Below are 20,821 nucleotides of genomic sequence, written 5' to 3'. Positions count from 1 at the left end.
CGCTGTGTATGGTTTTTTCCGGCGTTCAGGCCTTGGGTGTGGGGTCCGGCAGCAGCCGCTCGCGCAACTGGTCGAATTCCCGCTGCGACTCGAGCGTCTTGCGGTTGGAGGACATGGCCATGCTCGCCTGGCTGGCCTCGCCGTCCGTCGCGCCGGCAGCAGCCTGCAGCCAGATCCACAGGCGGCGCTCGCGCACGTAGAGCATGACGAAAACGCCCACCATCAGGAACAGGCAGCCCAAGTAAACAATATAGCGGCCGGGTGCCTTGGTGACCTGAAAGACACTGGCCTGCACTTGGTCAAAGTCCTGCAGTGTGAAGACCACCGGCTCCGGATAGAAGAAGGCGTCGCTGAGCGAGAACACCGCCACGCGCATGAATTCCTGGGTGGCCGGGTCCGCCGGATCGAGGGCGGGCAGGTCCGCGTCTGCGCGGCTCGTCTGCAGCAGCTCGAACAGCACGCCGTTGAGGATGCGCAGCAGCACCTCACTGGCGCGTTCGAGTTCGCCGGCAGGCACGTTCTGCTCCATGAAGCGCGAAACGGCGATCAGCCCGGCCTCGCTGCCGGCCGGCTGGGCACCCGAGGCGCTGGCACTGGCGCCGGCAAACAGGTCCAGGGTGCGCTGCGCCGACAGGCGCAACTGCTCCTGCAGGTCGGGGCGGTCGTCATCGACGGCCTGGTTCACATAGCGGTCGACGGCGCGGACGCGCTGCTGCGGGTTGTGCAGCGCCTGCAGCATGCCCAGGAAGCTTTGCATGCCGCCTTCCTGGTCCTGCGGCACGCGCAGATAGCTGAAGGCCTCGACCAGCGATTCGCGCACGCCCAGCAGGAAGACCGGCACGCCGTCGCCCAGGTCCATGGGCAGCATGTAGTTGTGGAACTCGATGGCCTGGCCGGAGGCATCTCGCAGCCGGTAGGTGATGCTGGGGCCGACGTTGCGCAGGTCCTGCGTGCGGGTGCTCTTGTTGCCGGCACCCAGGCGCGCGTCGATGCTGCTGCGCAGGTCGACCTTGCGCACATCGACGCCCTGACCCGGCGCCCCGCGCGCGGCCTCGCTGAGGTTCTCGACGTTGAGCACGCGCAGCTCTGCAAACTCCAGGGTCTGCTCGGGCAGGCCCTGGGCCGTGCCGACCTCGGCCTGCTCGCCGATCACGCCGTCGACGGGCTCGGCCTGCAGCGGCCGCGTCAGGCCGACGGGGCGCAGACGCACGCGCGAGCCGCCATCGTCGAAGCTGGACTGGAAGATGTCCACGCCATGCACGCGCAGCGGGTGGTTGACCTCGATGCGGTGCTCGCTGGCGGCACCAGTGGCGCGGTCGTAGATGATCACGTCGCTGGCGAACAGGCGCGGCATGCCGGTGGAGTAGTACTCCACGTCGAATTTCTTGAGTTCGATGACGAAGGGCAGCTCCTGCAGCAGGATGCCGTTGGAGACATTGAGCAGTGCTGTGCCCGAGCGCGTGCCCTCGCCGACCATGACATTGCCGCGGTAGGAGGGGTTGTCCATGCCGAGCCGGTGCTTGGCCGGCACGTCGGCGAGCATGCCGGTGCCGTGGTAGGGCTCCTTGTTGCCCAGCCAGGTCTGCATGCGCAGCCACAGGTCGCCATCGACCAGGCCGCCCAGGCAGATCATGACGATGGCGCCATGCGTGGCGATGTAGCCGATCTTGTTGGCTGAACCGGCCTTGGCGGCCACCATCCAGCCGCTCTCCTGCGCGCGGCCGCCGCGCTCCTGCAGGCGCACCTTCCAGCCACCCTGCACCAGCGCCTGCCCCAGTTGCCGGGCCAGGTCGCCAGGGGCGCCGGCCAGCCGCGCCTCGGCCCTGAAGGGCATGGCGCGGAAGCTGCCGATGCGGATGTTTTCCTTGTAGCGGCGCATCTCCGCCAGGTATTTCGGGGTGTTGCGCGCAATGCACAGGCTGGTGCTGATGACGAGGAAGGCCAGGATCAGCACGAACCACCAGGCGCTGTAGACCGCATTGAGCTGCAGCGTCAGGAACAACTCCGCCCAGAACGGTCCGAAAGCGTTGACGTAGTTGACCAGCGGCTCGTGCTGGCGCATCACCGTGCCCACCACCGAGGCGATGCAGATCACCGTCAGCAGCGCGATGGCAAAGCGCATCGACGACAGCAGTTCGTAGCTGCCGCGCCAGAAGGCGTGCATGTGACCATGCGCGGCAGGTGCGGGATGCGGGGCGGGTGCGGGGGCCGAGGTCATGGCAGAAGCGGAGGCGGGAGGGGCGGCGCGGTGGGGTTTCGCGCCATCAGAAGGAGGCCTGCCGGTGCCCGGGCCGGCCGATCATGGGAACTGGAGCGGGACTGAATCGAATGGCTGGGTGCCCGGCGGTGCCGACTGCGCAGTGTACCGGTGTTGCGACAGGCGTGTACTGCCGCTCGCGCATACGGATATGGTCAGATGCCGTGACCGATGCAGGGGTTCGTGCTTCAGCGCAGCCCCGCGATGTAGTCTGAGACGGCGCGGATCTCGCGGTCATTCATCTTGGCGGCCACCTGGTGCATCGGGATGCTGTTGTCGCGCGTGCCGTCACGGAAGGCGCTCAGCTGCTTGGAGGTGTATTCGGCATGCTGGCCGGCCAGGCGGGGGTATTGCGAGGGAATGCCGGCGCCATTGGGGCTGTGGCAGCCTGCGCAGGCGGCAATGTTGCGGTCGGCAATGCCGCCGCGGTAGATGCGCTCGCCTTCGGTGACCAAGTCCTTCTCGGCGGCGAAGCCGGGTGTGCTGGTCTGGCTGGCGAGCCACCACGCGATGTCGCGCATGTCCTCGTCGCTCAGGATGGAGGCCATGCCCTGCATCACCGGATCGACGCGCTTGCCGCTCTTGAACTCGTGCAATTGCTTGAGCAGGTACTCGGGATGCTGGCCGGCCAGCTTCGAATACATCGGAATGGTCGAATTGCCGTCGGCGTTGTGGCAGGCCGCGCAGACGCCGGCAAAGCCTTCGGCGCCCTTGGCCAGGTTCGGCGCGGCGGTTTCGGCGGGTGTCTGTGCGCTGACCAGCGGCGCTGCCAGCAGCGCAGCCAGGGAAAACAGGGTGGCAAGCAATTTCATACGGGGCCTTGGCGATCTACTTGTTCATGGGGTGACAGCCTGCCACAGCGTCCGCGCAATGCACGGATACAGCGCAGTAATGGACGCGTGAAGCAGGCTGATACACCTTGTTTATTTTCGCGGCATTCTATCTAACGAGTCCTTGCGATTGCTCAATTGCAGTGCATACTCTTCGGCATGAATTCCCCTGATTCCGACAAGCCGCAGGCGTCGCAGGCCGAGCTGGGCCGCCAGGCGCTTGGCTGGATGCACACCGCGCGTTTCCTGACCACGGCGGCGCAGCTGCACCAGCTGCCGACGCTGGAGGTGCCCGAGATCGCCTTCGTGGGCCGATCCAATGCCGGCAAGTCCACCTGCATCAACACCCTGACACAGCAGCGCCAGCTCGCCTATGCATCCAAGACGCCGGGTCGCACGCAGCACATCAACCTGTTCGAGCTCGGCCCCAAGAGCGCGGCCGATGCCGTACTGGCCGACCTGCCCGGCTATGGCTACGCTGCGGTGCCGCGGCAGGACAAGCTGCGCTGGCAGCGCGTGATGGCCAACTACCTGGTCAGCCGTGGCAACCTGCTGGGCATCACGCTGCTGTGCGATGCGCGCCTGGGCCTGACGGAACTCGACGAGGCCTTGCTGGAGATCATTCGCCCGCGCGTGGAGCAGGGCCTGCGTTTTTTGATCCTGCTGACCAAGGCGGACAAACTCAACCGCTCGCAGCAGCAGAAGGCGCTGTCGGTGATGCGCCTCAACGCCGGTGGTGGCAGCGTGCAGATGTTCTCCGGCCTGAAGAAGACCGGTGTGGCCGAGGCCGCGCTGCAACTGCGCCAGTGGGTACAGGAATGGCATGCGGATGCTGCCTTGTCCGACAGCACGCCGGCACCCGGGCCATGACAATCGGCCTGTGACGCTCCGGGCGGGCTGCCATGCCATGGTCAGAATATGCCCGCAGGCGATTCGCAATGGGAGACAGACCACGATGCGAGACTTGCCAAATCCGCCATCTGGCGCACCAAGCGCGCCGCTGTTCCTGGCTTCGAGGCCGCGGCGTTGGGCCGTCGTCTGCATCGGGCTGCTGGCGGCCCTGTCCTGGGTGTTGCCCGGCGCCGCACAGGCGCAGCATAACGGGCTGAGCGACATGAGCGACATGAGCGGCGCACGGAGCGCAGCGACGAACGAGGCGCAGAACGGGGCGGTGCCCGTCGCAGTGAGCGGCCCGCAGGGCGATGCCGATGGCGATATTCCGGTGCTCGAATCGGTGCGAGCATGGACGTATCGCGGCTCCCATGCCCTGGTGAGTACCGTCGACAGCTGGTTTGGCGACGAACCCTTCGACCAGCGCGGCAAGGTCTCGGGCTATGTGCGTGTCAACACCCTGTGGGAAGAAGGCCAGGGCACCAAGGCCAATGCGCGCTTTCGCCTGCGTGCGGGTCTGCCCAACCTCCGACGCAGCGCCTATGCCTTCGTTGGCCAGGACAATGAGCGCGAGGAAATCATCGACCAGCCCGAAGCGTTTCGCCGCGAGCAACTGCTGCTGCGGGAGAGCCGCAGCGGCGACCAGTCCTTCTTTGCCGGGCTGGGCTATGCCCTCAAGGATGACATCGATCTGCGCCTGGGCGTGCGCGGCGGCTTCAATCTCTACGCCCAGGCGCGTTACCGCACCCAGTGGATGCTCTCGCCACGTGATGCGGTGTATTTTCGCGAGAGCCTGTTCTGGTCGGTGGATGACAGCTTCGGCTCCACCACCGCGCTCGACTATGAACATGCTCTCTCGCCCACGCTGGTGTTGCGCTGGGCCAACGTCGGCACCGTCACCCGGCGCAGCGATGGCTTCGAGTGGCAGAGCAGCGTCGGCTTCTTCAAGGACTACACCGGCCTGCGCACGGCCTCGGTGGAGGCGCTGGTGCAGGGACGCACCGGCTCGGTGGATGTCTCCAACTACGGCATCCGCTCGGCCTGGCGCCAGCCGCTCTACAAGGACTGGCTGTTCGGCAAGCTGACGGTGGGACATTTCTGGCCCCGGGACAAGGTCGAGGACAACCGTCGCGATGCCTGGGCGGTCGATTTCGGCCTCGAAATGCATTTTTGAGAACCGGCTCCTCCAGAAGCGTTGGCGGCGCGCCCCTACAATCGCCGCATGATCGAATCCTTGATGCGTTGTCGCTGCCGCATGCTGGCCGTGATGCTGGCCGGCCTGACTGGTATGGTGATGGCGCAACCGGTGCTTCCAGGGCGGGACGGGCCGCGTTCCCCCGCGGTTGCGGCGGCACCTGCGCTGCCGATGCCCGCCGCGGGAACGGGCACGGAGGCCGGCGGCGCGCCCACGCCATCGGTCTCGGCCCAGCGCATCTATGCCGGGGCCCGCGAGCAACTGGTGCAAGTGCGCACCCTCCTGCAGGGCGACAGCAGCCAGGCCACCGTCGGCTCGGGCTTTCTGGTCGATGCGCGCGGCCTGCTGCTCACCAATTACCACGTGGTCAGCACCGTGGCGCTGCAGCCGCAGCGCTACCGGCTGGTCTACACCACCGCCAGCGGGCAGGAGGGGCCTCTGGAGCTGATCGCCTTCGACGTGGTGCATGACCTGGCGCTGGTGCGCGTGGGCGATGGCGGACTGGCCGAGGTGGCACCACTGGTGATGCGCGGCGCCGAGCGGCCCCTGGCGCGCGGCGAGCGCATCTTCTCGCTGGGCAATCCGCTCGACGTGGGCTTCGCGGTGATGGAAGGCCATTACAACGGCCTGGTCGAGCGCTCTTTCTACCCCAACATTTTCTTTGGTGGCTCGCTCAGCGGCGGCATGAGCGGCGGACCGGCGCTGGACGAGGCCGGGCAGGTCATCGGCGTCAACGTGGCCACGCGGCGCGATGGCGAACAAATCAGCTTCCTGGTGCCGGCCGAGTTTGCCCGGCAGTTGCTGGCGCAGCACGCCGAAGCCGAACCGGTTGGCGAGGATGTGTACCCGGAGATCACCCGCCAGTTGATGGAACACCAGCAGGCCCTGACCGAACGTTTCATGGCGCAGCCCTGGCTGCCGTCGCCAGATCAGGGCTATGCCGTGCCGGTGCCGCAGGAGATCTTCATGCGTTGCTGGGGCCGCTCGACGTCCGACGAAGACAAGGGCATGCGCGTGCGGCGTTCGGACTGCAGCATGGACACGCAGATCTTCATCAGCGAGCGCAACCGGCTCGGCGGCATCCGCATGCAGCACCGCTGGTTCGACGGCCGCCTGATCGGCCCCTGGCGCTTCGCGCAGCAGTATTCCGAACGCTTCGAAGGGCAGATCTTCAGTTCGTGGCGCTTTGGCCAGCGCGGCGAGACGCCGCGCCAGTGCCATGAGCGCTTCGTGGAACAGGCGGGGCTGACGATGCGCGTGGTGGCCTGCCTGGATGCCTACAAGAAACTCGAAGGGCTTTACGATCTGCGGCTGCTGGTGGCTTCGGTCAACCAGCCCGAGCAAGGCGTGCAAAGCGTCTTCAGCGTCAGCGCCGTCAGCTATGACAACGCCATGCGCCTGATGCACCACTTCCTGGAGGGCTTCGCATGGAAAGGCTAGCCGTTCTGGAGGTGCTCGACCGCGATGGCCGCGCGCGCCTGGTGCATGGCATTCACGGCTGGCCGGTGACCGTAGGGCGCGGCCTTGACAACGATCTGGTGCTCGATGACCCGCACGTTGCTGCCCGGCACTTCCAACTGGGAGCCACCCCTGTGGTGGGCGATGGCGCCGGCCAGGAGGAATCGCCCGCCTCGCCGCGCATCGAGATGCAGGTGGCCAGCCAGACCATCAATGGCGTGTGGCTGGGCCGGCGCCACCACGGCGCCGGCAGCACCGTGCCGCTGGACAGTGGCACGGAATGGACGGCTGGTGCCACGCGGCTGCGCCTGCGTTTGGCAGCGGCTCCGGTGGCGATGGAGCTGCGGCTGCAGCCACCTTCGGCGCGAGCGCTCGCCGGCGTGGTGCTGGCGCTGCTGCTGCTGTTGGGCACGGCGGTGCTGGAGACGTATCTGGACAGCGATGCCCAGCCCTTTTTGGGGCGCGCGTTGCGGCAATTGCTGCCACTGGTTCTGGGCATCGGCGTCTGGGCACTGGTATGGGCGGTGGCCAGCAAAATCTTCCGTCACCGCATGCAGTACTGGCGCCATGTGGGCGTTGCCGCCTGGGCCCTGGTGCTGATGCTGTTGTTCGACTATGCATTGGCTGGCCTGTCGTTTGCGTGGTCGCAGCCCTGGCTCTACAAGATCCGTCCCGATGTGGGCTGGCTGCTGCTGGCTGGCGCCGTCTGTGCCCATTTGCGGCTGGTGCTGTCGGCGGGGCGCCAATGGCGCCTGACGGCCGCCGCCATCGGCGTGCTCACCCTGGGCCTGCTGGCCGCCATGCTGGGGCTGCGCCACCACGACAGCGGCCAGTGGTGGGAGCCGCTCTATGGCGGCACGCTGGGGCCGCCATGGCTGCGCATGGTCGAACCGGTTGGCATCGATCAGTTCGTCAATGAGACCCAGGGCTTGCAGCCCGTGCTGCAGCAACGCCTGCGGCAGGCGGAAGCGGCGGATTTCCCCGAGGATGAGGACGAAGAATGGGACGATGACGGCGAATGAGCAGCGCAGCTGAGCCTGCCGCTCACGCCTGCCGGTAGGCGCCAAACCGCCCTGGACCGGCCAGGCCGCGGGCGCGCTCCGGGGCGACGGCACTGGCGATGGCGGCGATGTGGTCGGGCGTGGTGCCGCAGCAGCCTCCGACGATGTTGACCAGACCCTCGATGGCGAATTCGTGCACCAGGCGGCTGGTGACTTCCGGGGTCTCGTCGAAGCCCGTCTCGCTCATCGGATTGGGCAGGCCCGCATTCGGGTAGCAGCTGATGAAGGTGTCGCGCGCGGCCTGCGCCAGCTCCTGGATGTAGGGGCGCATCAACGCCGCGCCCAGCGCGCAGTTCAGGCCCACCGCCAGCGGCTGCACATGCCGCACGCTGTGCCAGAAGGCGGTGACCGTCTGGCCCGAGAGAATGCGCCCGGAGGCATCGGTTACGGTGCCGCTGATGATGATGGGCAGGCACTCGCCAGTCTGGTCGAAGGCCTCTTCCACCGCGAACAACGCGGCCTTGGCGTTGAGCGTGTCGAAAATCGTCTCGACCAGGATCACGTCCGAGCCCCCTTCGATCAGTGCCAGCGTCTGCTCAAGGTAGGCCTGGCGCAGCGTCTCGAAATCGACGTTGCGTGCGCCGGGGTCGTTGACATCCGGGCTGATACTGGCGGTCTTGGGCGTCGGGCCTAACGCGCCGGCCACGAAGCGGGGCTGCTCGGGCGTGCTGAATTTGTCGCAGGCCGCACGTGCCAGCCGGGCCGACTTCAGGTTCATCTCGGTGGCCAGCTCGGCCATGCCATAGTCTTCCTGCGCCACTGTGGTGGCGCCGAAGGTGTTGGTCTCGACCAGATCGGCACCGGCGGCGAGGTAGCCTTCATGGATGCTGCTGATCACATCCGGGCGCGTGATCGAGAGCAGCTCGTTGTTGCCCTTGACGTCACGGGGAAAGTCGGCAAAACGCGCCCCGGCGGCATCGGCACCGGCGTAACCCGCGCCACGGTACTGCGCCTCGCTGAGCTTGAAGCGCTGGATCATGGTACCCATCGCGCCATCAAGGATGGCGATGCGGCGCTGGAGGATGTCGGGCAGCGCCTGGGCGCGGGTGTAGCGGGGTTGCGGCATGGCGCCGATTGTATGTTCTGGACAGCTCGATGGCCTTGGCCGTACCATTTGCGCACGAGCTTTGCAGCGTGAGGGGAGGATAGGATTCTGCGCAGGAGTCCTGGAGATGCCCCGGCGCCGGTGAGGCACTGTGTCGCATGTGAATCGTGATGTCGAGGGACAGCGTATGACAGGCTTGCATGGGGTATTCCCGACACGGCGGCATGACAACATGCTGCGTGACATGTCAATGCAGCGGGGCGTGACCTTGATCGAATGCATGGTGGTGCTTGCCATCCTGTCGATCTTGCTGGGGTTGGCGGCGCCGCTCTTTCAGGAGATCATCAAGCGCTATCGGGTGCGGGTGGCCGCAGAGGCCTTGTCTTCCTCGCTCTATCTGGCGCGTTCGGAGGCCATCAAGCGAAGCGGCCGTGTCGTGATGCGCAAAACAGCCTTGCCGGGTTGCCCGGGCGCGTTGGTCGCGGGGCGGTGGGAGTGTGGCTGGCAGTTGTTTGTCGATGCCAACGGCAACTCGATTCTCGATGCTGACGAGGTGCTGTTGCATGAGGTTGGTTTGCAAGCCGACGTGGTGATCACACGGGGCCCGGCCACCAATGTCAAGGCCTTCAACCAATGGGGCCACGTCGCAGGGCTGGGAACATTCAATTTTCTGGTCTGGCCCCGGCAGGATGCTCAGGCGCAGCCGCCCCACCATGCCAATGCGATGCTGCTGTGTATGAGTGCCGGTGGCCGGTTACGCGTTGTCAAAGGGCAGGCGCCGCCTTGTGCATGATGGGCCTGAATGGGATTCCCGAGGTATGGACGGCTGGCGCCTTGGTCAGCTCCAGCATTCGGTGGTCGTGGCAGTCGAACCGGAAGGCTTGTTGGCAATGCCTTTGACACCTGCATTGGTCAAGGTCAGGTTGCCGCACTTGTCCGTTGCCTGGGCATTCTGACGCGTGGCTGTCAGGGTGTAGCTTCTGCCCGCATTTTGCTGCACGTAGGAGATGGCATAGCCCTCTGATTCGACGGATTTGAGCGGCGCGGGGAAATCGGCCGTGGCGGAGTATGAGCCTGTGGCCGTCATGCCCTGTTCCAGCCATTGGGCGGCTTTCATCAGAGCGGCGCGGGCTTCAGCACGGCGGCTCTTGCGTACATATTCCTGGTAATTGGGAATGGCAATGGCGGCCAGGATGCCGATGATGGCCACGACGATCATGACTTCGATCAATGTGAAGCCATGGGCATGCGTGCGGACGGATTTGGGTGGGATGGTCATGGTTTTCTTTTTCAGGGCTGCGGCCCAACAGGCCCATGCACCTCCGTTTTGGGCAGTGCATGGGCCCGTCTCTTGGTTATTGAATCTGCCGCCAGGTTGGCGTCAGACCGGTCGAGCCGGTGCTTGGGAAGTCCTCATCCTTTGGAATGTCCGGTGGTGTGACGGGCTTCTGGCCTCCTTCGCCATCACTGACATAAATCGACAGGCCCTGGGATGGGTCTTCGCGGAAGCCGCCCTCGTCGTTGAGGTTGAGTGAGCGCCCTGATATCGCGCTGAAGATGCCGACATAGTCCTCCTTGCTGCTGTACACCGGCTCGCAGGTTTCTTCCAGATCGGTCGTGCCGCCCGCGCCGCCTTCCGCCGGCACAGTGAACCGGACCCGGAACCAGTTGCCCTGAATCCATTCGATGTCGCGCAGCACCCGGGACTTGGTGACAGGAAGATCGAGGTACCAGCCTTTCTTGAAGGTGCCCGGTATTTCGACCGACTCCCCGTCATCATTCACCGTGGTGCGGTTGACATAGTCCACGTCACCCGTGACCGTCCAGGCCGTTGCCGCTTGGTTGGCCGTCAATGTCATGGCCTGCAGCTCACTCAGCGCAATGGGGTAGGTGCTGGTCTGGTACTGGTACTCGGCATCGCTCTCCTGCCATTCCTGCCATTGCAGGGCACCACCGGAAACCGCTTTCCATTTGGCGCGGTCATGGATGCCGTACAAGGTCTGCTGGTAGGTTGTGGTGCGATCCTCGTTGGTCAGGTTCTGACCCGTGCCGAAGGTCAGCATCAGGCCGGGCGCGCTGCTGTGTTGGATGAAGGCCGGTGCCGTCGTGATGGGCTGGTTGTCCTTGGTGGTGAAGAGTGGCTGGCCGCCCAGGGACACGCCAAAATCACCGGCGCAGCTCTCGCCGCCCATTTTGTCTGCCGCGCAGCTCAGGTTGAACTTCCAGAGATTGCCGCTCAGGTCGCCGGCGTAGGCCACGTCCGGAACGCCATCGCCCGTGAGATCGATCAGCCGCGGTGCCGAAAGGCCATTGCCGGCGGTTTTGCTGGCGGGTGTTGCGGTCAGCTTCATCAGTGTGCCATCCAGATACTGGATCAGCAGGACCGAATTCTGGTTGGTGCTGTTGTATCCATTGCCAGTCACGAAAGCCCAGCGGCCATCATTGAGGCGGGTCAACTGCGTGGCGCGGGTGGCGCTGGCCTGCTCGGCCACGGGCTCGCTGAAGATGTAGCCGATGTCCGCATCCGCCGTGTCGGTCACGTCCAGTTTGACGTTGCCAGGGGCGAACGATGCCGGGTCGGTTACGTCCAGGATGAAGTAGCCCTTGCCGCCTGCTCCCAGGGTGCCGACGAGATAGTCCTTCCAGACCTTGTCCTTGGCGGCCGCCGAGGGCGTGGTGTCGACTTCAGCGACGAACGGCGAGCCATCGACGTAGTACTGGTGCACGTAGTCGGTCGTGGTCAGTGCCGGCAGCTTGTCATAGAGCCCGCGCGGCACGTAGGCCAGCACCTCGGCGCCGGTATTGGGGTTGAAGCCGTGCAGCATGCCGTCGTTGGCACCCACATAAAGCATCTTGCGCTGCTCGGCGGCAACCGTTGTCTTGTTCTGCTTCTTCAGATAGGCGGCATCGCCGTTGTAGTACCAGATCCTCGAATTGACGATGTCGCCATGGATCGAGTTGCGCTGACGCAGGCTGCTGACATTCTGGCCCCGCAGGTAGTTCAACCGGTCTTGTCCAACGGTGTCGCTGGCGTTGCTGCCACCCTTCAGCGTGTTCTTCTGGGCCTGGCTGAGACTGTTCCATTTGAACTCGATACCTTGGCTGCCATTGTGCGAGAAGACCTTGCGGGAACTGTGGAAGTTCGTACTTGCATCCATCTTTGCCGCACTGCTCCACACCGATGCATTGTTGACGGCACCGGTGCCGGCATCGACGGCGTAGGCCGTTACGGTGCCCGTCCAGTTGGCCGGGTCGTAGCTGCTGACGTACATGTTCGAATCCAGCCGCAGCGTGTTGGCCGTCAGCGTGACCGAGGTCATCGGTTTGGTGTTGTCTGAGATGATCTGGTTCAGGATGGTCTTGAATGCCGTGACCAGTTGGTCAGCTTGCGTGACGGGAACGAAGGTGCCGCGGCTGTTGATGGCGGCATGCCACAATTCGGCCCGCCGACCCACTCCATCGTGACCTCCGCTGGTACTCACGGAAAGCTCAGGATCCCCCCATTTTTTGTCGTCCGCAGTCGTGGAATTGCCCAGCAGTAGGTTTTGATAATCGCCGCCTGTCCAAGTGTCCGAACCAAAATCGGGCTTGTCGATTTGGGCGCCTGGCCCGAAACCGACGGTAAACATGGTCATATGAGGCCAGGTTGCCGGGTTGTTCTTTGGGTTCCAATACTCTTGCAAAGCGAGCGTTTTGCCAGACCCGCCAATGTTTTCCACCCCGCTGTGCCTGATTTGGGGGTCAAGGGTATATTCACCCCCGTTGGCAGCAGCAATTTGGGGCTGAAGGTCTGTAGCCCAATAATAGAATGCCAAGTCCGACAGGGTCGGATAGCTGCTGAATGCTGTTGGGGCCCCACGGGCGATGCAAGTCCATCTGTATTGCCGCCTGGTGCCGCTTCTCCCATTGTTTTCCTCTTGGCAGGAGTAGAGAGGGCCATAACTATCGCTCTGATTTTCATAGTTACTGGCACTGGACGGCTTGCTGATTCGTGTGGCTGACCAGTCCGTAAGTGCAGTGACCGCGCCGTTGTATGAAACGGTGGCAGAAACAGCACCATACTTGTCGCTGTATATTTTTGTTTGATCGGAAGAGGGATCATACGCAGTCCCATCTGGAAAAATCTGGTTTTCTTTTCCATCGGCATTTCCAATATCAGTCAAATTCGCAAGGCTTGCCACTTGTCTCAGCCAGCTTGGGCCATATGTGGTCAGATTGGTGCCATCTGCCATGTCTGGAAAGTTCCATGAGCCGTCCGTCAGGAATACATTGTATGAACGGCGGCATCCGAGATATTGCTGGTTTTTCCCTGCTGGAACACTCCCACTCGGATATGAGGCCCAGGCGGCCGTATTGTTTTTCAGGTATTCACCAGCGCGGTATAGCATGCGGTGCGCGGGTGTTCCTCCTTCTGGAGTCAGTCCCGTGATCCAATTGAAAAACTCCGTCCGAACCGTTGAGTCAAGAATCTTGATGGTGGGTTCCGTGCCGGGATAGGTGGTTGTTCTGCCTGAGGTCGTTTTGGCATTCATGCTCATCCAGCCAATGCGTATGGCATCATTAGGCACATTGTCTGCGGTGAATGTCTCGTTCAGCGCATCTTTCAAAACCTGCATTCTCGTTTTGCTGCTGCCAGAATCTTTGGTAGCCATACTCCCCGAATCATCTACCGAAATGATCACGTTCGGCGCAGGTGGCTTGTGCGTATTCGATGCCGGGGCATAGCTGAAATTCAGATCATCGGCCCAGGCGTTTGGCATCCAGGCGGCGATGATCGCCATGCCGATGATGGTCCGGGCAAATGTGGCTGTTGGATGGTTTTTCATTTTGGATTCCCTCTGGGGTCAGGCGCATGAAAAATGGGTTTCGAGTGTTCAGGAGTCGGCCGGTGCCACGGCCTGCTTGACGAAGATGTTCTGCAGCACGATCCGGGTGCCGGGTTTGCGGCCCTCGGCATAGGCGGTGATGCGGTAGACGATGCCGGTGGTATTGCCCGTGCCGCCGCCGCGTGGTGCGAAACGGCTGGCGGCATCGGCGGAGAGGCTGGCTTCGTAGAGCAGCGGCTCGACCCAGTACCAGGCGCTGTCGCGAAGGAGCGGGTTCGCGCCGTTTTTGTCCTCATCGCCGATCTGGGCGCCGGTGTACTGGCCGTAGGACGCTGCACTGGCCTTCATTTCCTCGAGAAGGTCTGCGTTTGCCCAGAAGGTGTTCTCGGTGCCGCCAGGGTTGTCGATGCGTGTGACACCACCGGTACAGATGGCAGCAAGGCATCCGCCATTGGGGAACTCTTTGAACCTGGGCATCAGGCCTTCGAGCACGACCAGGTCGCCGCCATCGTCGTCGTCCAGGCTGTAGCTGGATGGGAAGTACAGCGTGGGGGCATTACCGGTGACGACGATGTTCGCAGGCAGTGCGGCGGGGCGGCAGCTGGCGCTGGCGCCGGTTTCCCCGCAGCGTGGAATGGTGGTGGTGCCATTGGCGCGTACGCCCATGATGTCGAGTTCGGCGTCGCGCAGCATGGCCTGGGCGGCCTCGAAGGCGCGCTGGTAGTCGGCATCGTTGCCGGTGACCATTTCATTGAGCAGGGCGCTGCGGGTGGCCCACAACACCAGCAGGGAGGTCAGCAGCACCAGCACCATGACGATGAAAAGAGCAATGCCGCGCTGTGGGTACCGCAGAGCGCGATACTGCCGGGCCATAGCCTGGGGGGCCTTCGGGGTGGGTGTGGGTTCAGTGGTATGCATCGCTCTGTTCCTCAGGCACCGCGCACGCGCAGGCTGTAGACATTGCGGAAGACACGGCGAATGCGGTCGCCCATTTCGGCGTCGTCCTCGCCTTCGCAATTGGTGTAGGTGGCCTGTGACTCCGGCATGCGTTCGGCGCCTTCCAGTTCAAGGCAGATCTCGATGGCGGCCACGCCGGTGGTGTCGGTGGTGGTCGCTGGTGTGTCGCTGATGCCGAAGCTGTACTGGCCAGCTGCGTTGACGCTGTAGTTGCGGTAGCGCACTTGAAAGTCGGTCACGCCGCCGATGACGGGCTGGAGCGTGTCAGCGCTATTGCCGCAGCGCAGGCTGCCGTTGTTGAGGTCGAAGATGCTGGTCAACTCGCTGGTACTGACGTCATTGCCCAGGCAGTCGCGGCGCAGGAACTCGGCATTGGGCGTCTGCGTCAGGATCGTCAGGCGGTCGTCGGTGTCGTTGTTGACGAGAATGCTGACATTGGCGTAGTCGGCGAAGGTGATGGCCTCGGAGGTATTGCCGGATTCAACTGGCTCATAGGCCCCGCCTTGCCGGATTTGCAGCCCGATGACGCGCAGTGCGTAAGCGGCCTGTTGCTGCAGTTGCGTCAGGTCGCTGGTAGTGGCGGAGGTGCTGCGAGTGAGCATCAGCGTACCCAGCGCAGCGGCGATGATGAGCAGTCCGATGACCATGCCGACGATCAGCTCCAGAAGGGTGAAGCCTTGCTGCCGTTGCATGCTGAACGGGCTGATGGTGCGGTGTGTTTGCATGTTGCGCATGGGGTGCACGGTTCAGGGTTGGACGTAGATCACATGGCACAACAGGCCATCCGGGCAGGCGATGTCGCTGGCCTTGACGTTCGCGCGGTCGAGGTCGGAGGTGGCCTCGCCGGTGCGCTCCAGCAACGGCCAGCCGATCATGATGCCGAGCTGGCGCCGGTTGCTGGCATCGCTTTCGGTGCTGGAGAGGAAGGTGCGCAGTTGCGTGCCGGCGGGCAGCGAGAGCCGCGCGGCCTCGGCCCAGTCGCGCAGGTCCCAAGCGGCCAGTTGGCTGGCGCTGCAGGGGCGAGCACTGCTGTTGGCTGCTGCGCAGGAGGTGGTTGCCGTGGGCAGGTCGTCTTCGTCCTCCACCCAGTCGGTCAGCACATAGCTGCCCAGCTGCGCGAAGCCTCCCGGATTGCTTTTGATGCGCTCGGAGAGGTCTTCCATGATGCGGATGGCGTGGGCGCGGCGGGTGCTGTTCTGGGTTTCGGCCAGTGTCGAGAGCTGCACGCCCAGCAGAGCCAGCACGCCAAGGCCGAGGATGATGATGGCCACCAGTGACTCGATCAGCGTCAGGCCGTGCTGTGTAGCCGGCGCTGCGTGGCCGGCATGGGGCCGATGAGAAGGCTGTTTCATGGCGGTCCTCATGTTGTTGGGCAAGCCCCGTCACCGAGCGTGCCAGTACGGATGATGTGGAACTCCTGTTCAATGGTGTTGTTCCTGTCGTGCTCGATCTTGAAGACATGGCAACTGCTGGCTAGACCCCAGCGGTCGAACACCACATCGTCCGGAATGGTGACGGAGATGGCGTGGAGTTTCTGGCTTTGCTGGATGCTGTTTCCTCCCGCGGCGATTTCCCAGGCGCAATCCGCATCGTCATCGCAGGCTTCCAGGGTGACATCGCCACCGCGCCTGATGGCTTCTGAGCGGGCCAGATAAATGGATGCGACGAGGTCTTCCCGCGCAGTCCGCACCTGATAGCGCTCAATCAGGGCCTTGAAGGAAGGTGCTGCCAAGCCGGCCAGGATGCCAAGAATGGCAACGGTGACCAGCACTTCGATGAGGGTGAAACCGCCTATCGGCCGATGGCTGGGAGTGCGTGGCGGTGCGTGTGCAGGCAGCATGGGGCGAGATGAGGTGCGGTTTTGCATGAAGTAAATTCTTGCAACCTAGTGCAATCAATGCATCCAATGCGCGATGAACGGTGCCATCGGTCCGCCAGACGATGCAAAGCGTGGCCCATTGTGTGGCTGAGTGACATCGGCTTGACGTTTGCTGGCAATGCTGGGAGAGGCATGGTTCGCATACACTTGCCGGAGTCGAGGAGGTTTGCGGCGTTGACATGCGCTGGCCGGATTCGGCCCTCATTTGAATCAGGAGTTTCGTTTTCATGTTCGCCCCCTCCCAGGAAGACGTGCGCCGTTTCTTTTGCAGCGTCCATGCCAAGGCACAGGCGGGCGCGCCGATGGAGGCCATCGAGACGCTGGCGAGCCTGTGGATTGCCGAGCATCCCGAGTACCATGCCGATCTCGCCGATGTCGAGGCGGCGGTGGCGCGTAATTACGATGCCTCGCGGGATGGGCGCAGCAATCCGTTCCTGCACCTCTCGATGCATTTGTCGATCAGCGAGCAGTGCAGCATCGACCAGCCGCCGGGCATCCGCCAGGCGGTCGAACTGCTGACGAATCGGCTGGATTCGCTGCACGAGGCGCACCATGCCGCGATGGAGTGCCTGCAGGACATGCTGTGGCAAAGCCAGGTGAACCAGCGCCCGCCCGATGGCGCGTCGTACGTGGCCTGTGTGCAGCGCCGCGCCACTCGGGATTGACCCTGCGCGCTGGCGCCCTGCGCTGTTTCAAGGTGGCCCACGAGAAGATCGCAAACAGGTTCTGAAAGACTGCGCGTCCCCTTCAGGCGACCTTGCTGGGTGTTTGCTCGGCGGCCTGCCACTCGCCCCAGAGCTCCTGCCACAGGGCCTGTGCGCGCTCCAGCGCCGCGGCCTTGACGTGACCGTAGCCACGGATCTGCTCGGGCACGCTGGCGATGCGCACCGCCAGCGCCCAACGCGCCGCACCGGGCATGGGTTGGTGGGCGGTGGCAGCCAGGCCTTGCAGCAGCGTCTCGACCATGCCGATGTATTGGACGATGAGCGCGCGTTCCTGGCGCCGCTCGGCGGTGTGGCCGAACGGGTCGAGCCGGCTGCCGCGCAGGAAGCGCAGCCGCGCGAGCACCGCCAGAGCGGGCCGCAGCCACGGGCCGAAACGCTGCTTGACCGGCTGGCCCTGAGCGCTCCTGCGGCCCATCAGCGGCGGCGCCAGGTGGTAGTGCAGCCGGTAGTCGCCTTCGAACTGCGCCGCCACCTGCCGGGCAAACTGACCATCGGTGTAGAGCCGGGCCACTTCGTATTCGTCCTTGTAGGCCATCAGTTTGAAGAGGTTGCGGGCCACGGCGCTGGTCAGTCGATCGGTTTGGCCTTCGATGGCGCGTACGCGCGCCAGCATGTCCCGGTAGCGCTGCGCATAGGCGGCATTCTGATAGTCCGTCAGAAAGGCGGCGCGCTGCTCGATCAGGCTTTGCAGCGCGGATTGGCGCACCAGCGGGATGACCCGGGCCGAGGTGGGTGCCGGCTGCGCCGCCTGTGCCACCTCTGTCAGCAGCGCCTGCACGGCCGGTCGGTGGGCCGCGGCGTGGCGGCCCCATTCGAAGGCGGCCTGGTTCTTCTCGACCTGCACGGCGTTGAGTTCGATGGCGCGCATCAGCGCCGCATGCGAGAGCGGCACCAGCCCCGATTGCCAGGCAAATCCAAGCAGCAGCGGGTTGGTGTAGATGCTGTCGCCCAACAGGCCGGTGGCCAGTTCCTCGGCGTCGATGCCATTCAGGCCGTCTTTGCCGATAGCCTGGCCGATGGCGGCTTCGGCCGCCGCAGCGGGAAAGCGCCAGCCGGGATCGTGCACGAAGGCGGCGGTCGGCGTGCCATGCCGGTTCAGGACCACCTGGGTGCGGCCGGTCTGCATGACCGCCAACGTGGCGGCGCTGGCGGCGACGATGGCGTCGCAGCCGATCACCAGGTCGGCATGGCCGGCATCGACGCGTGTGCTGTGGATGAACTCGGGCGCGCGGGCGATCTGCACATGGCTCCAGGTGGCGCCACCCTTTTGCGCCAGACCACCTGCATCTTGCGTGACCACGCCTTTGCCGTCGAGGTGCGCGGCCATGCCCAGCAGTTGTCCGATGGTGATGACGCCGGTGCCGCCTACGCCGGCGACGACGATGGCCCAGGCGCTCTGCGCCAATGGTGGCAGCTGTGGCTGAGCCAGGGTCGGCAGCTTGGCCAGCGCGGGCGTTGCGGCCGCGGCTTCGGCGGTGGTTGCAGCGGCGGGATGGCCGGAGCTGCCGGTTTTGCGCCTGAGCTGGCCGCCTTCGATAGTGACGAAGCTCGGGCAAAAGCCCTTGACGCAGGAGAAATCCTTGTTGCAACTGCTCTGGTTGATGCGCCGCTTGCGACCGAATTCGGTCTCCAGCGGCTCGACCGAGAGGCAGTTCGACTGCACCGAGCAGTCGCCGCAGCCCTCGCAGACCCGCTCGTTGATGAACACGCGCTGCGGCGGGTCGGCCAGCGTGCCGCGCTTGCGGCGGCGGCGCTTTTCGGTCGCGCAGGTCTGGTCGTAGATCAGCACGCTGGTGCCGGCCACCTCGCGCAGTTCCCGCTGAATGGCATCGAGCCGGTTGCGGTGGTGCACGGCCACGCCTGGTGCCAGCGGTGCGCCCGCGTACTTGTCGGGCTCGTCGGTGACGATGACCACCTTGGCTGCGCCCTCGGCCAGCACGCTGGCCATGATCTGCAGCACCGAATGACCTTCGGGCCGCTCGCCGATCTGCTGGCCGCCGGTCATGGCCACGGCGTTGTTGTAGAGGATCTTGTAGGTGATGTTGACGTCGGCGGCGATGCTTTGGCGGATCGCCAGCAGGCCGCTGTGGAAGTAGGTGCCGTCGCCCAGGTTGGCGAACACGTGGCGCTCCTTGGTGAAAGGCTGCTGGCCGACCCAGGCCACGCCCTCGCCCCCCATTTGCGAGAAGGTCGAGGTGTGGCGGTCGGGCATCCAGTTGGCCATGTAGTGGCAGCCGATGCCGGCCAGCGCGCGCGAGCCTTCGGGCACGCGGGTGCTGGTGTTGTGCGGGCAGCCGCTGCAGAACCAGGGAATGCGGTCGGCCGGCTTGTCGCCAATGGCCGCCAGCGCCTGCTCGCGTGCATCGAGCATGGCCAGGTGGGCCTGCAGGCGCGCGGCCAGTTCGGCGGGCATGCCCAACTGCAGCAGCCGCACGGCGATGGCGCGGGCAATCAGCCCCGGAGTCAGGTCGGCATGAGGGCGCAGCAGCCGGGGGGCTGGCGCCGGAGTTGCGGCGTCTGCCTTGCCCAGCACGCGCGGGCGCTGTGCATCGGGCCAGTGGTAGAGCAGCTCCTTGAGCTGGGATTCGATGAGCGGGCGCTTTTCCTCGACCACCAGCACTTCCTGCAGGCCGCTGGCGAACTCGCGCGCGAGCACGGGTTCGAGCGGCCAGACCACATTGACCTTGTGCAGCCGGATGCCCAGTTGCCGACAGATGGCGGCATCCAGGCCCAGGTCGGCCAGCGCCTGGCGTGTGTCGCTGTAGGCCTTGCCGCTGGCCATCAGGCCGAAGCGATCCTGTGGCCCGGCGATGACGCTGTGGTTGAGCCGGTTGGCGCGCACATAGGCGAGTGCGGCATCCCACTTGTGGCTCATCAGCCGTTCCTCCTGCGCCAGCGGGGCGTCCGGCCAGCGGATGTGCAGGCCGCCGTCTGGCATTTCGAAATCCTCCGGGAAGGCGATTTCCACCCGTTCGGCATCGACGCAGACCGAGGCCGAGGATTCGACGACCTCCTGGATCGTCTTCATTCCGGCCCAAAGGCCGCTGTAGCGGCTCAGCGCAAAGGCGTGCAGGCCCATGTCGAGGATGTCCTGCACGCTGCCGGGGAAAAACACCGGCAGGCCGCAGGCGATGAAGATCTGGTCGCTCTGGTGCGCGGCCGTGGAGCTCTTGGCCACGTGGTCATCGCCGGCGAGCGCCAGCACGCCGCCATGGCGTGCGGTGCCGGCCATGTTGGCGTGCTTGAAGACATCGACCGAGCGATCCACCCCCGGCCCCTTGCCGTACCAGATGCCGAAGACGCCGTCATGGCGGCGCTGCTGGGCAAAGAGGTCCAGCTGCTGCGAGCCCCAGACGGCGGTGGCCGCCAACTCCTCGTTGACACCGGGCTGGAAGACCACCTGGTGCCGCTGCAGGTGGGGCCTGGCGGCGACCAGCGCCTGGTCGTAGCCGCCCAGCGGGCTGCCCCGGTAGCCGCTGATAAAGCCGGCCGTATCCAGGCCGGCAAGGGCGTCGCGGCGCTGCTGCAGCATGGGCAGCCGCACCAGCGCCTGCACGCCACTCATGAAGGCAAGGCCATGCGGCAGTGCATACTTGTCGTCGATGGAGGCCGCCTGCAGGCGGCGCAACTGCTCTGGTGGAAGTGGGGCGTTCATCGTGTGTTGTCTCCGTGAAACCTGCATGCCATGCTGCTGCTG

At 64.7% G+C, this 20,821-nt stretch carries 16 protein-coding genes; 6 read left to right on the top strand and 10 right to left on the bottom strand.

The annotated features are described in order from the left end of the window. Nucleotides 1-25 precede the first annotated feature (25 nt). Entirely contained in the window at nucleotides 26-2,218 is a 2,193-nt protein-coding gene (locus EV687_RS09555; protein ID WP_423201076.1) for a cytochrome c biogenesis protein ResB, read from the bottom strand. Nucleotides 2,219-2,445: 227 nt separating this feature from the next. Continuing rightward, on the bottom strand, nucleotides 2,446-3,069 hold the full coding sequence (locus EV687_RS09550; RefSeq protein ID WP_122230412.1) for a c-type cytochrome: 624 nt from the start codon (nucleotides 3,067-3,069) through the stop codon (nucleotides 2,446-2,448). Nucleotides 3,070-3,246: 177 nt separating this feature from the next. Between EV687_RS09550 and yihA the strand changes: the two genes are divergently transcribed. The 4 genes from yihA (at nucleotide 3,247) to EV687_RS09530 (ending at nucleotide 7,653) form a co-directional block, all read left to right on the top strand. After that, on the top strand, nucleotides 3,247-3,957 hold the full coding sequence (gene yihA / locus EV687_RS09545; RefSeq protein ID WP_122230414.1) for a ribosome biogenesis GTP-binding protein YihA/YsxC: 711 nt from the start codon (nucleotides 3,247-3,249) through the stop codon (nucleotides 3,955-3,957). A gap of 85 nt (nucleotides 3,958-4,042) precedes the next feature. Next, nucleotides 4,043-5,152, top strand: coding sequence for a hypothetical protein (locus EV687_RS09540; protein ID WP_207226420.1), 1,110 nt, complete (start codon nucleotides 4,043-4,045; stop codon nucleotides 5,150-5,152). A 48-nt stretch (nucleotides 5,153-5,200) separates the two neighbouring features. After that, complete coding sequence (locus EV687_RS09535; protein ID WP_242612565.1) at nucleotides 5,201-6,613, top strand: S1 family peptidase; 1,413 nt, start codon at nucleotides 5,201-5,203, stop codon at nucleotides 6,611-6,613. Beyond that, nucleotides 6,601-7,653, top strand: coding sequence for an FHA domain-containing protein (locus EV687_RS09530; RefSeq protein WP_130466483.1), 1,053 nt, complete (start codon nucleotides 6,601-6,603; stop codon nucleotides 7,651-7,653). The genes EV687_RS09535 and EV687_RS09530 overlap by 13 nt, the downstream gene beginning before the upstream one ends. A gap of 22 nt (nucleotides 7,654-7,675) precedes the next feature. On the opposite strand, the gene EV687_RS09525 is transcribed toward EV687_RS09530, so the two are convergent. Further along, nucleotides 7,676-8,758, bottom strand: a complete 1,083-nt coding sequence (locus EV687_RS09525) for a homocysteine S-methyltransferase family protein (protein WP_122230418.1) — start codon at nucleotides 8,756-8,758, stop codon at nucleotides 7,676-7,678. Between the two features lie 211 nt (nucleotides 8,759-8,969). Between EV687_RS09525 and EV687_RS09520 the strand changes: the two genes are divergently transcribed. After that, nucleotides 8,970-9,530 carry a GspH/FimT family pseudopilin gene (locus EV687_RS09520; protein WP_165392819.1) on the top strand — a complete coding sequence of 187 codons (561 nt, stop codon included), beginning with the start codon at nucleotides 8,970-8,972 and terminating at the stop codon, nucleotides 9,528-9,530. A 45-nt stretch (nucleotides 9,531-9,575) separates the two neighbouring features. On the opposite strand, the gene EV687_RS09515 is transcribed toward EV687_RS09520, so the two are convergent. From EV687_RS09515 to EV687_RS09490, 6 genes are all read right to left on the bottom strand, one after another. Continuing rightward, on the bottom strand, nucleotides 9,576-10,016 hold the full coding sequence (locus EV687_RS09515) for a type IV pilin protein (RefSeq protein WP_122230422.1): 441 nt from the start codon (nucleotides 10,014-10,016) through the stop codon (nucleotides 9,576-9,578). Nucleotides 10,017-10,092: 76 nt separating this feature from the next. Then, nucleotides 10,093-13,563 carry a PilC/PilY family type IV pilus protein gene (locus EV687_RS09510; RefSeq protein ID WP_122230424.1) on the bottom strand — a complete coding sequence of 1,157 codons (3,471 nt, stop codon included), beginning with the start codon at nucleotides 13,561-13,563 and terminating at the stop codon, nucleotides 10,093-10,095. Between the two features lie 48 nt (nucleotides 13,564-13,611). Further along, a complete protein-coding gene (locus tag EV687_RS09505; protein WP_242612563.1) occupies nucleotides 13,612-14,481 on the bottom strand; it encodes a pilus assembly PilX family protein in 870 nt (289 codons plus the stop codon). An 11-nt stretch (nucleotides 14,482-14,492) separates the two neighbouring features. Further along, entirely contained in the window at nucleotides 14,493-15,254 is a 762-nt protein-coding gene (locus tag EV687_RS09500) for a PilW family protein (RefSeq protein ID WP_122230428.1), read from the bottom strand. Between the two features lie 12 nt (nucleotides 15,255-15,266). Then, nucleotides 15,267-15,872 carry a type IV pilus modification protein PilV gene (gene pilV / locus EV687_RS09495; RefSeq protein WP_162846639.1) on the bottom strand — a complete coding sequence of 202 codons (606 nt, stop codon included), beginning with the start codon at nucleotides 15,870-15,872 and terminating at the stop codon, nucleotides 15,267-15,269. A gap of 8 nt (nucleotides 15,873-15,880) precedes the next feature. Next, entirely contained in the window at nucleotides 15,881-16,387 is a 507-nt protein-coding gene (locus EV687_RS09490) for a GspH/FimT family pseudopilin (protein ID WP_122230432.1), read from the bottom strand. A 239-nt stretch (nucleotides 16,388-16,626) separates the two neighbouring features. Here EV687_RS09490 and EV687_RS09485 point away from each other — a divergent pair, with 239 nt between their 5' ends. Continuing rightward, nucleotides 16,627-17,064: a DUF1841 family protein gene (locus tag EV687_RS09485; protein WP_122230434.1), complete on the top strand. Its 438-nt coding sequence runs from the start codon at nucleotides 16,627-16,629 to the stop codon at nucleotides 17,062-17,064. Between the two features lie 82 nt (nucleotides 17,065-17,146). On the opposite strand, the gene EV687_RS09480 is transcribed toward EV687_RS09485, so the two are convergent. Next, on the bottom strand, nucleotides 17,147-20,779 hold the full coding sequence (locus EV687_RS09480) for an indolepyruvate ferredoxin oxidoreductase family protein (protein ID WP_122230436.1): 3,633 nt from the start codon (nucleotides 20,777-20,779) through the stop codon (nucleotides 17,147-17,149). Nucleotides 20,780-20,821: the final 42 nt, after the last annotated feature.

The sequence above is a fragment of the Corticibacter populi genome (assembly GCF_004217315.1).
In the GTDB taxonomy this organism is placed as follows: Bacteria; Pseudomonadota; Gammaproteobacteria; order Burkholderiales; family Burkholderiaceae_C; genus Lampropedia; species Lampropedia populi.
The sequence above is the reverse complement of the archived record's forward strand: the minus strand, read 5'-3'. Positions and strand labels throughout refer to the sequence as shown.

Bases quoted from the DNA above. Each gene is read 5' to 3' on its own strand.
- EV687_RS09550 (WP_122230412.1), bottom strand. From the start codon at position 3,069: ATGAAATTGCTTGCCACCCTGTTTTCCCTGGCTGCGCTGCTGGCAGCG.
- EV687_RS09530 (WP_130466483.1), top strand. From the start codon at position 6,601: ATGGAAAGGCTAGCCGTTCTGGAGGTGCTCGACCGCGATGGCCGCGCG.
- EV687_RS09505 (WP_242612563.1), bottom strand. From the start codon at position 14,481: ATGCATACCACTGAACCCACACCCACCCCGAAGGCCCCCCAGGCTATG.
- EV687_RS09555 (WP_423201076.1), bottom strand. From the start codon at position 2,218: ATGACCTCGGCCCCCGCACCCGCCCCGCATCCCGCACCTGCCGCGCAT.
- EV687_RS09485 (WP_122230434.1), top strand. From the start codon at position 16,627: ATGTTCGCCCCCTCCCAGGAAGACGTGCGCCGTTTCTTTTGCAGCGTC.
- EV687_RS09500 (WP_122230428.1), bottom strand. From the start codon at position 15,254: ATGCGCAACATGCAAACACACCGCACCATCAGCCCGTTCAGCATGCAA.
- yihA (WP_122230414.1), top strand. From the start codon at position 3,247: ATGAATTCCCCTGATTCCGACAAGCCGCAGGCGTCGCAGGCCGAGCTG.
- EV687_RS09525 (WP_122230418.1), bottom strand. From the start codon at position 8,758: ATGCCGCAACCCCGCTACACCCGCGCCCAGGCGCTGCCCGACATCCTC.
- EV687_RS09535 (WP_242612565.1), top strand. From the start codon at position 5,201: ATGATCGAATCCTTGATGCGTTGTCGCTGCCGCATGCTGGCCGTGATG.
- EV687_RS09520 (WP_165392819.1), top strand. From the start codon at position 8,970: ATGCTGCGTGACATGTCAATGCAGCGGGGCGTGACCTTGATCGAATGC.
- EV687_RS09480 (WP_122230436.1), bottom strand. From the start codon at position 20,779: ATGAACGCCCCACTTCCACCAGAGCAGTTGCGCCGCCTGCAGGCGGCC.
- EV687_RS09540 (WP_207226420.1), top strand. From the start codon at position 4,043: ATGCGAGACTTGCCAAATCCGCCATCTGGCGCACCAAGCGCGCCGCTG.
- EV687_RS09510 (WP_122230424.1), bottom strand. From the start codon at position 13,563: ATGAAAAACCATCCAACAGCCACATTTGCCCGGACCATCATCGGCATG.
- pilV (WP_162846639.1), bottom strand. From the start codon at position 15,872: ATGAAACAGCCTTCTCATCGGCCCCATGCCGGCCACGCAGCGCCGGCT.
- EV687_RS09490 (WP_122230432.1), bottom strand. From the start codon at position 16,387: ATGCAAAACCGCACCTCATCTCGCCCCATGCTGCCTGCACACGCACCG.
- EV687_RS09515 (WP_122230422.1), bottom strand. From the start codon at position 10,016: ATGACCATCCCACCCAAATCCGTCCGCACGCATGCCCATGGCTTCACA.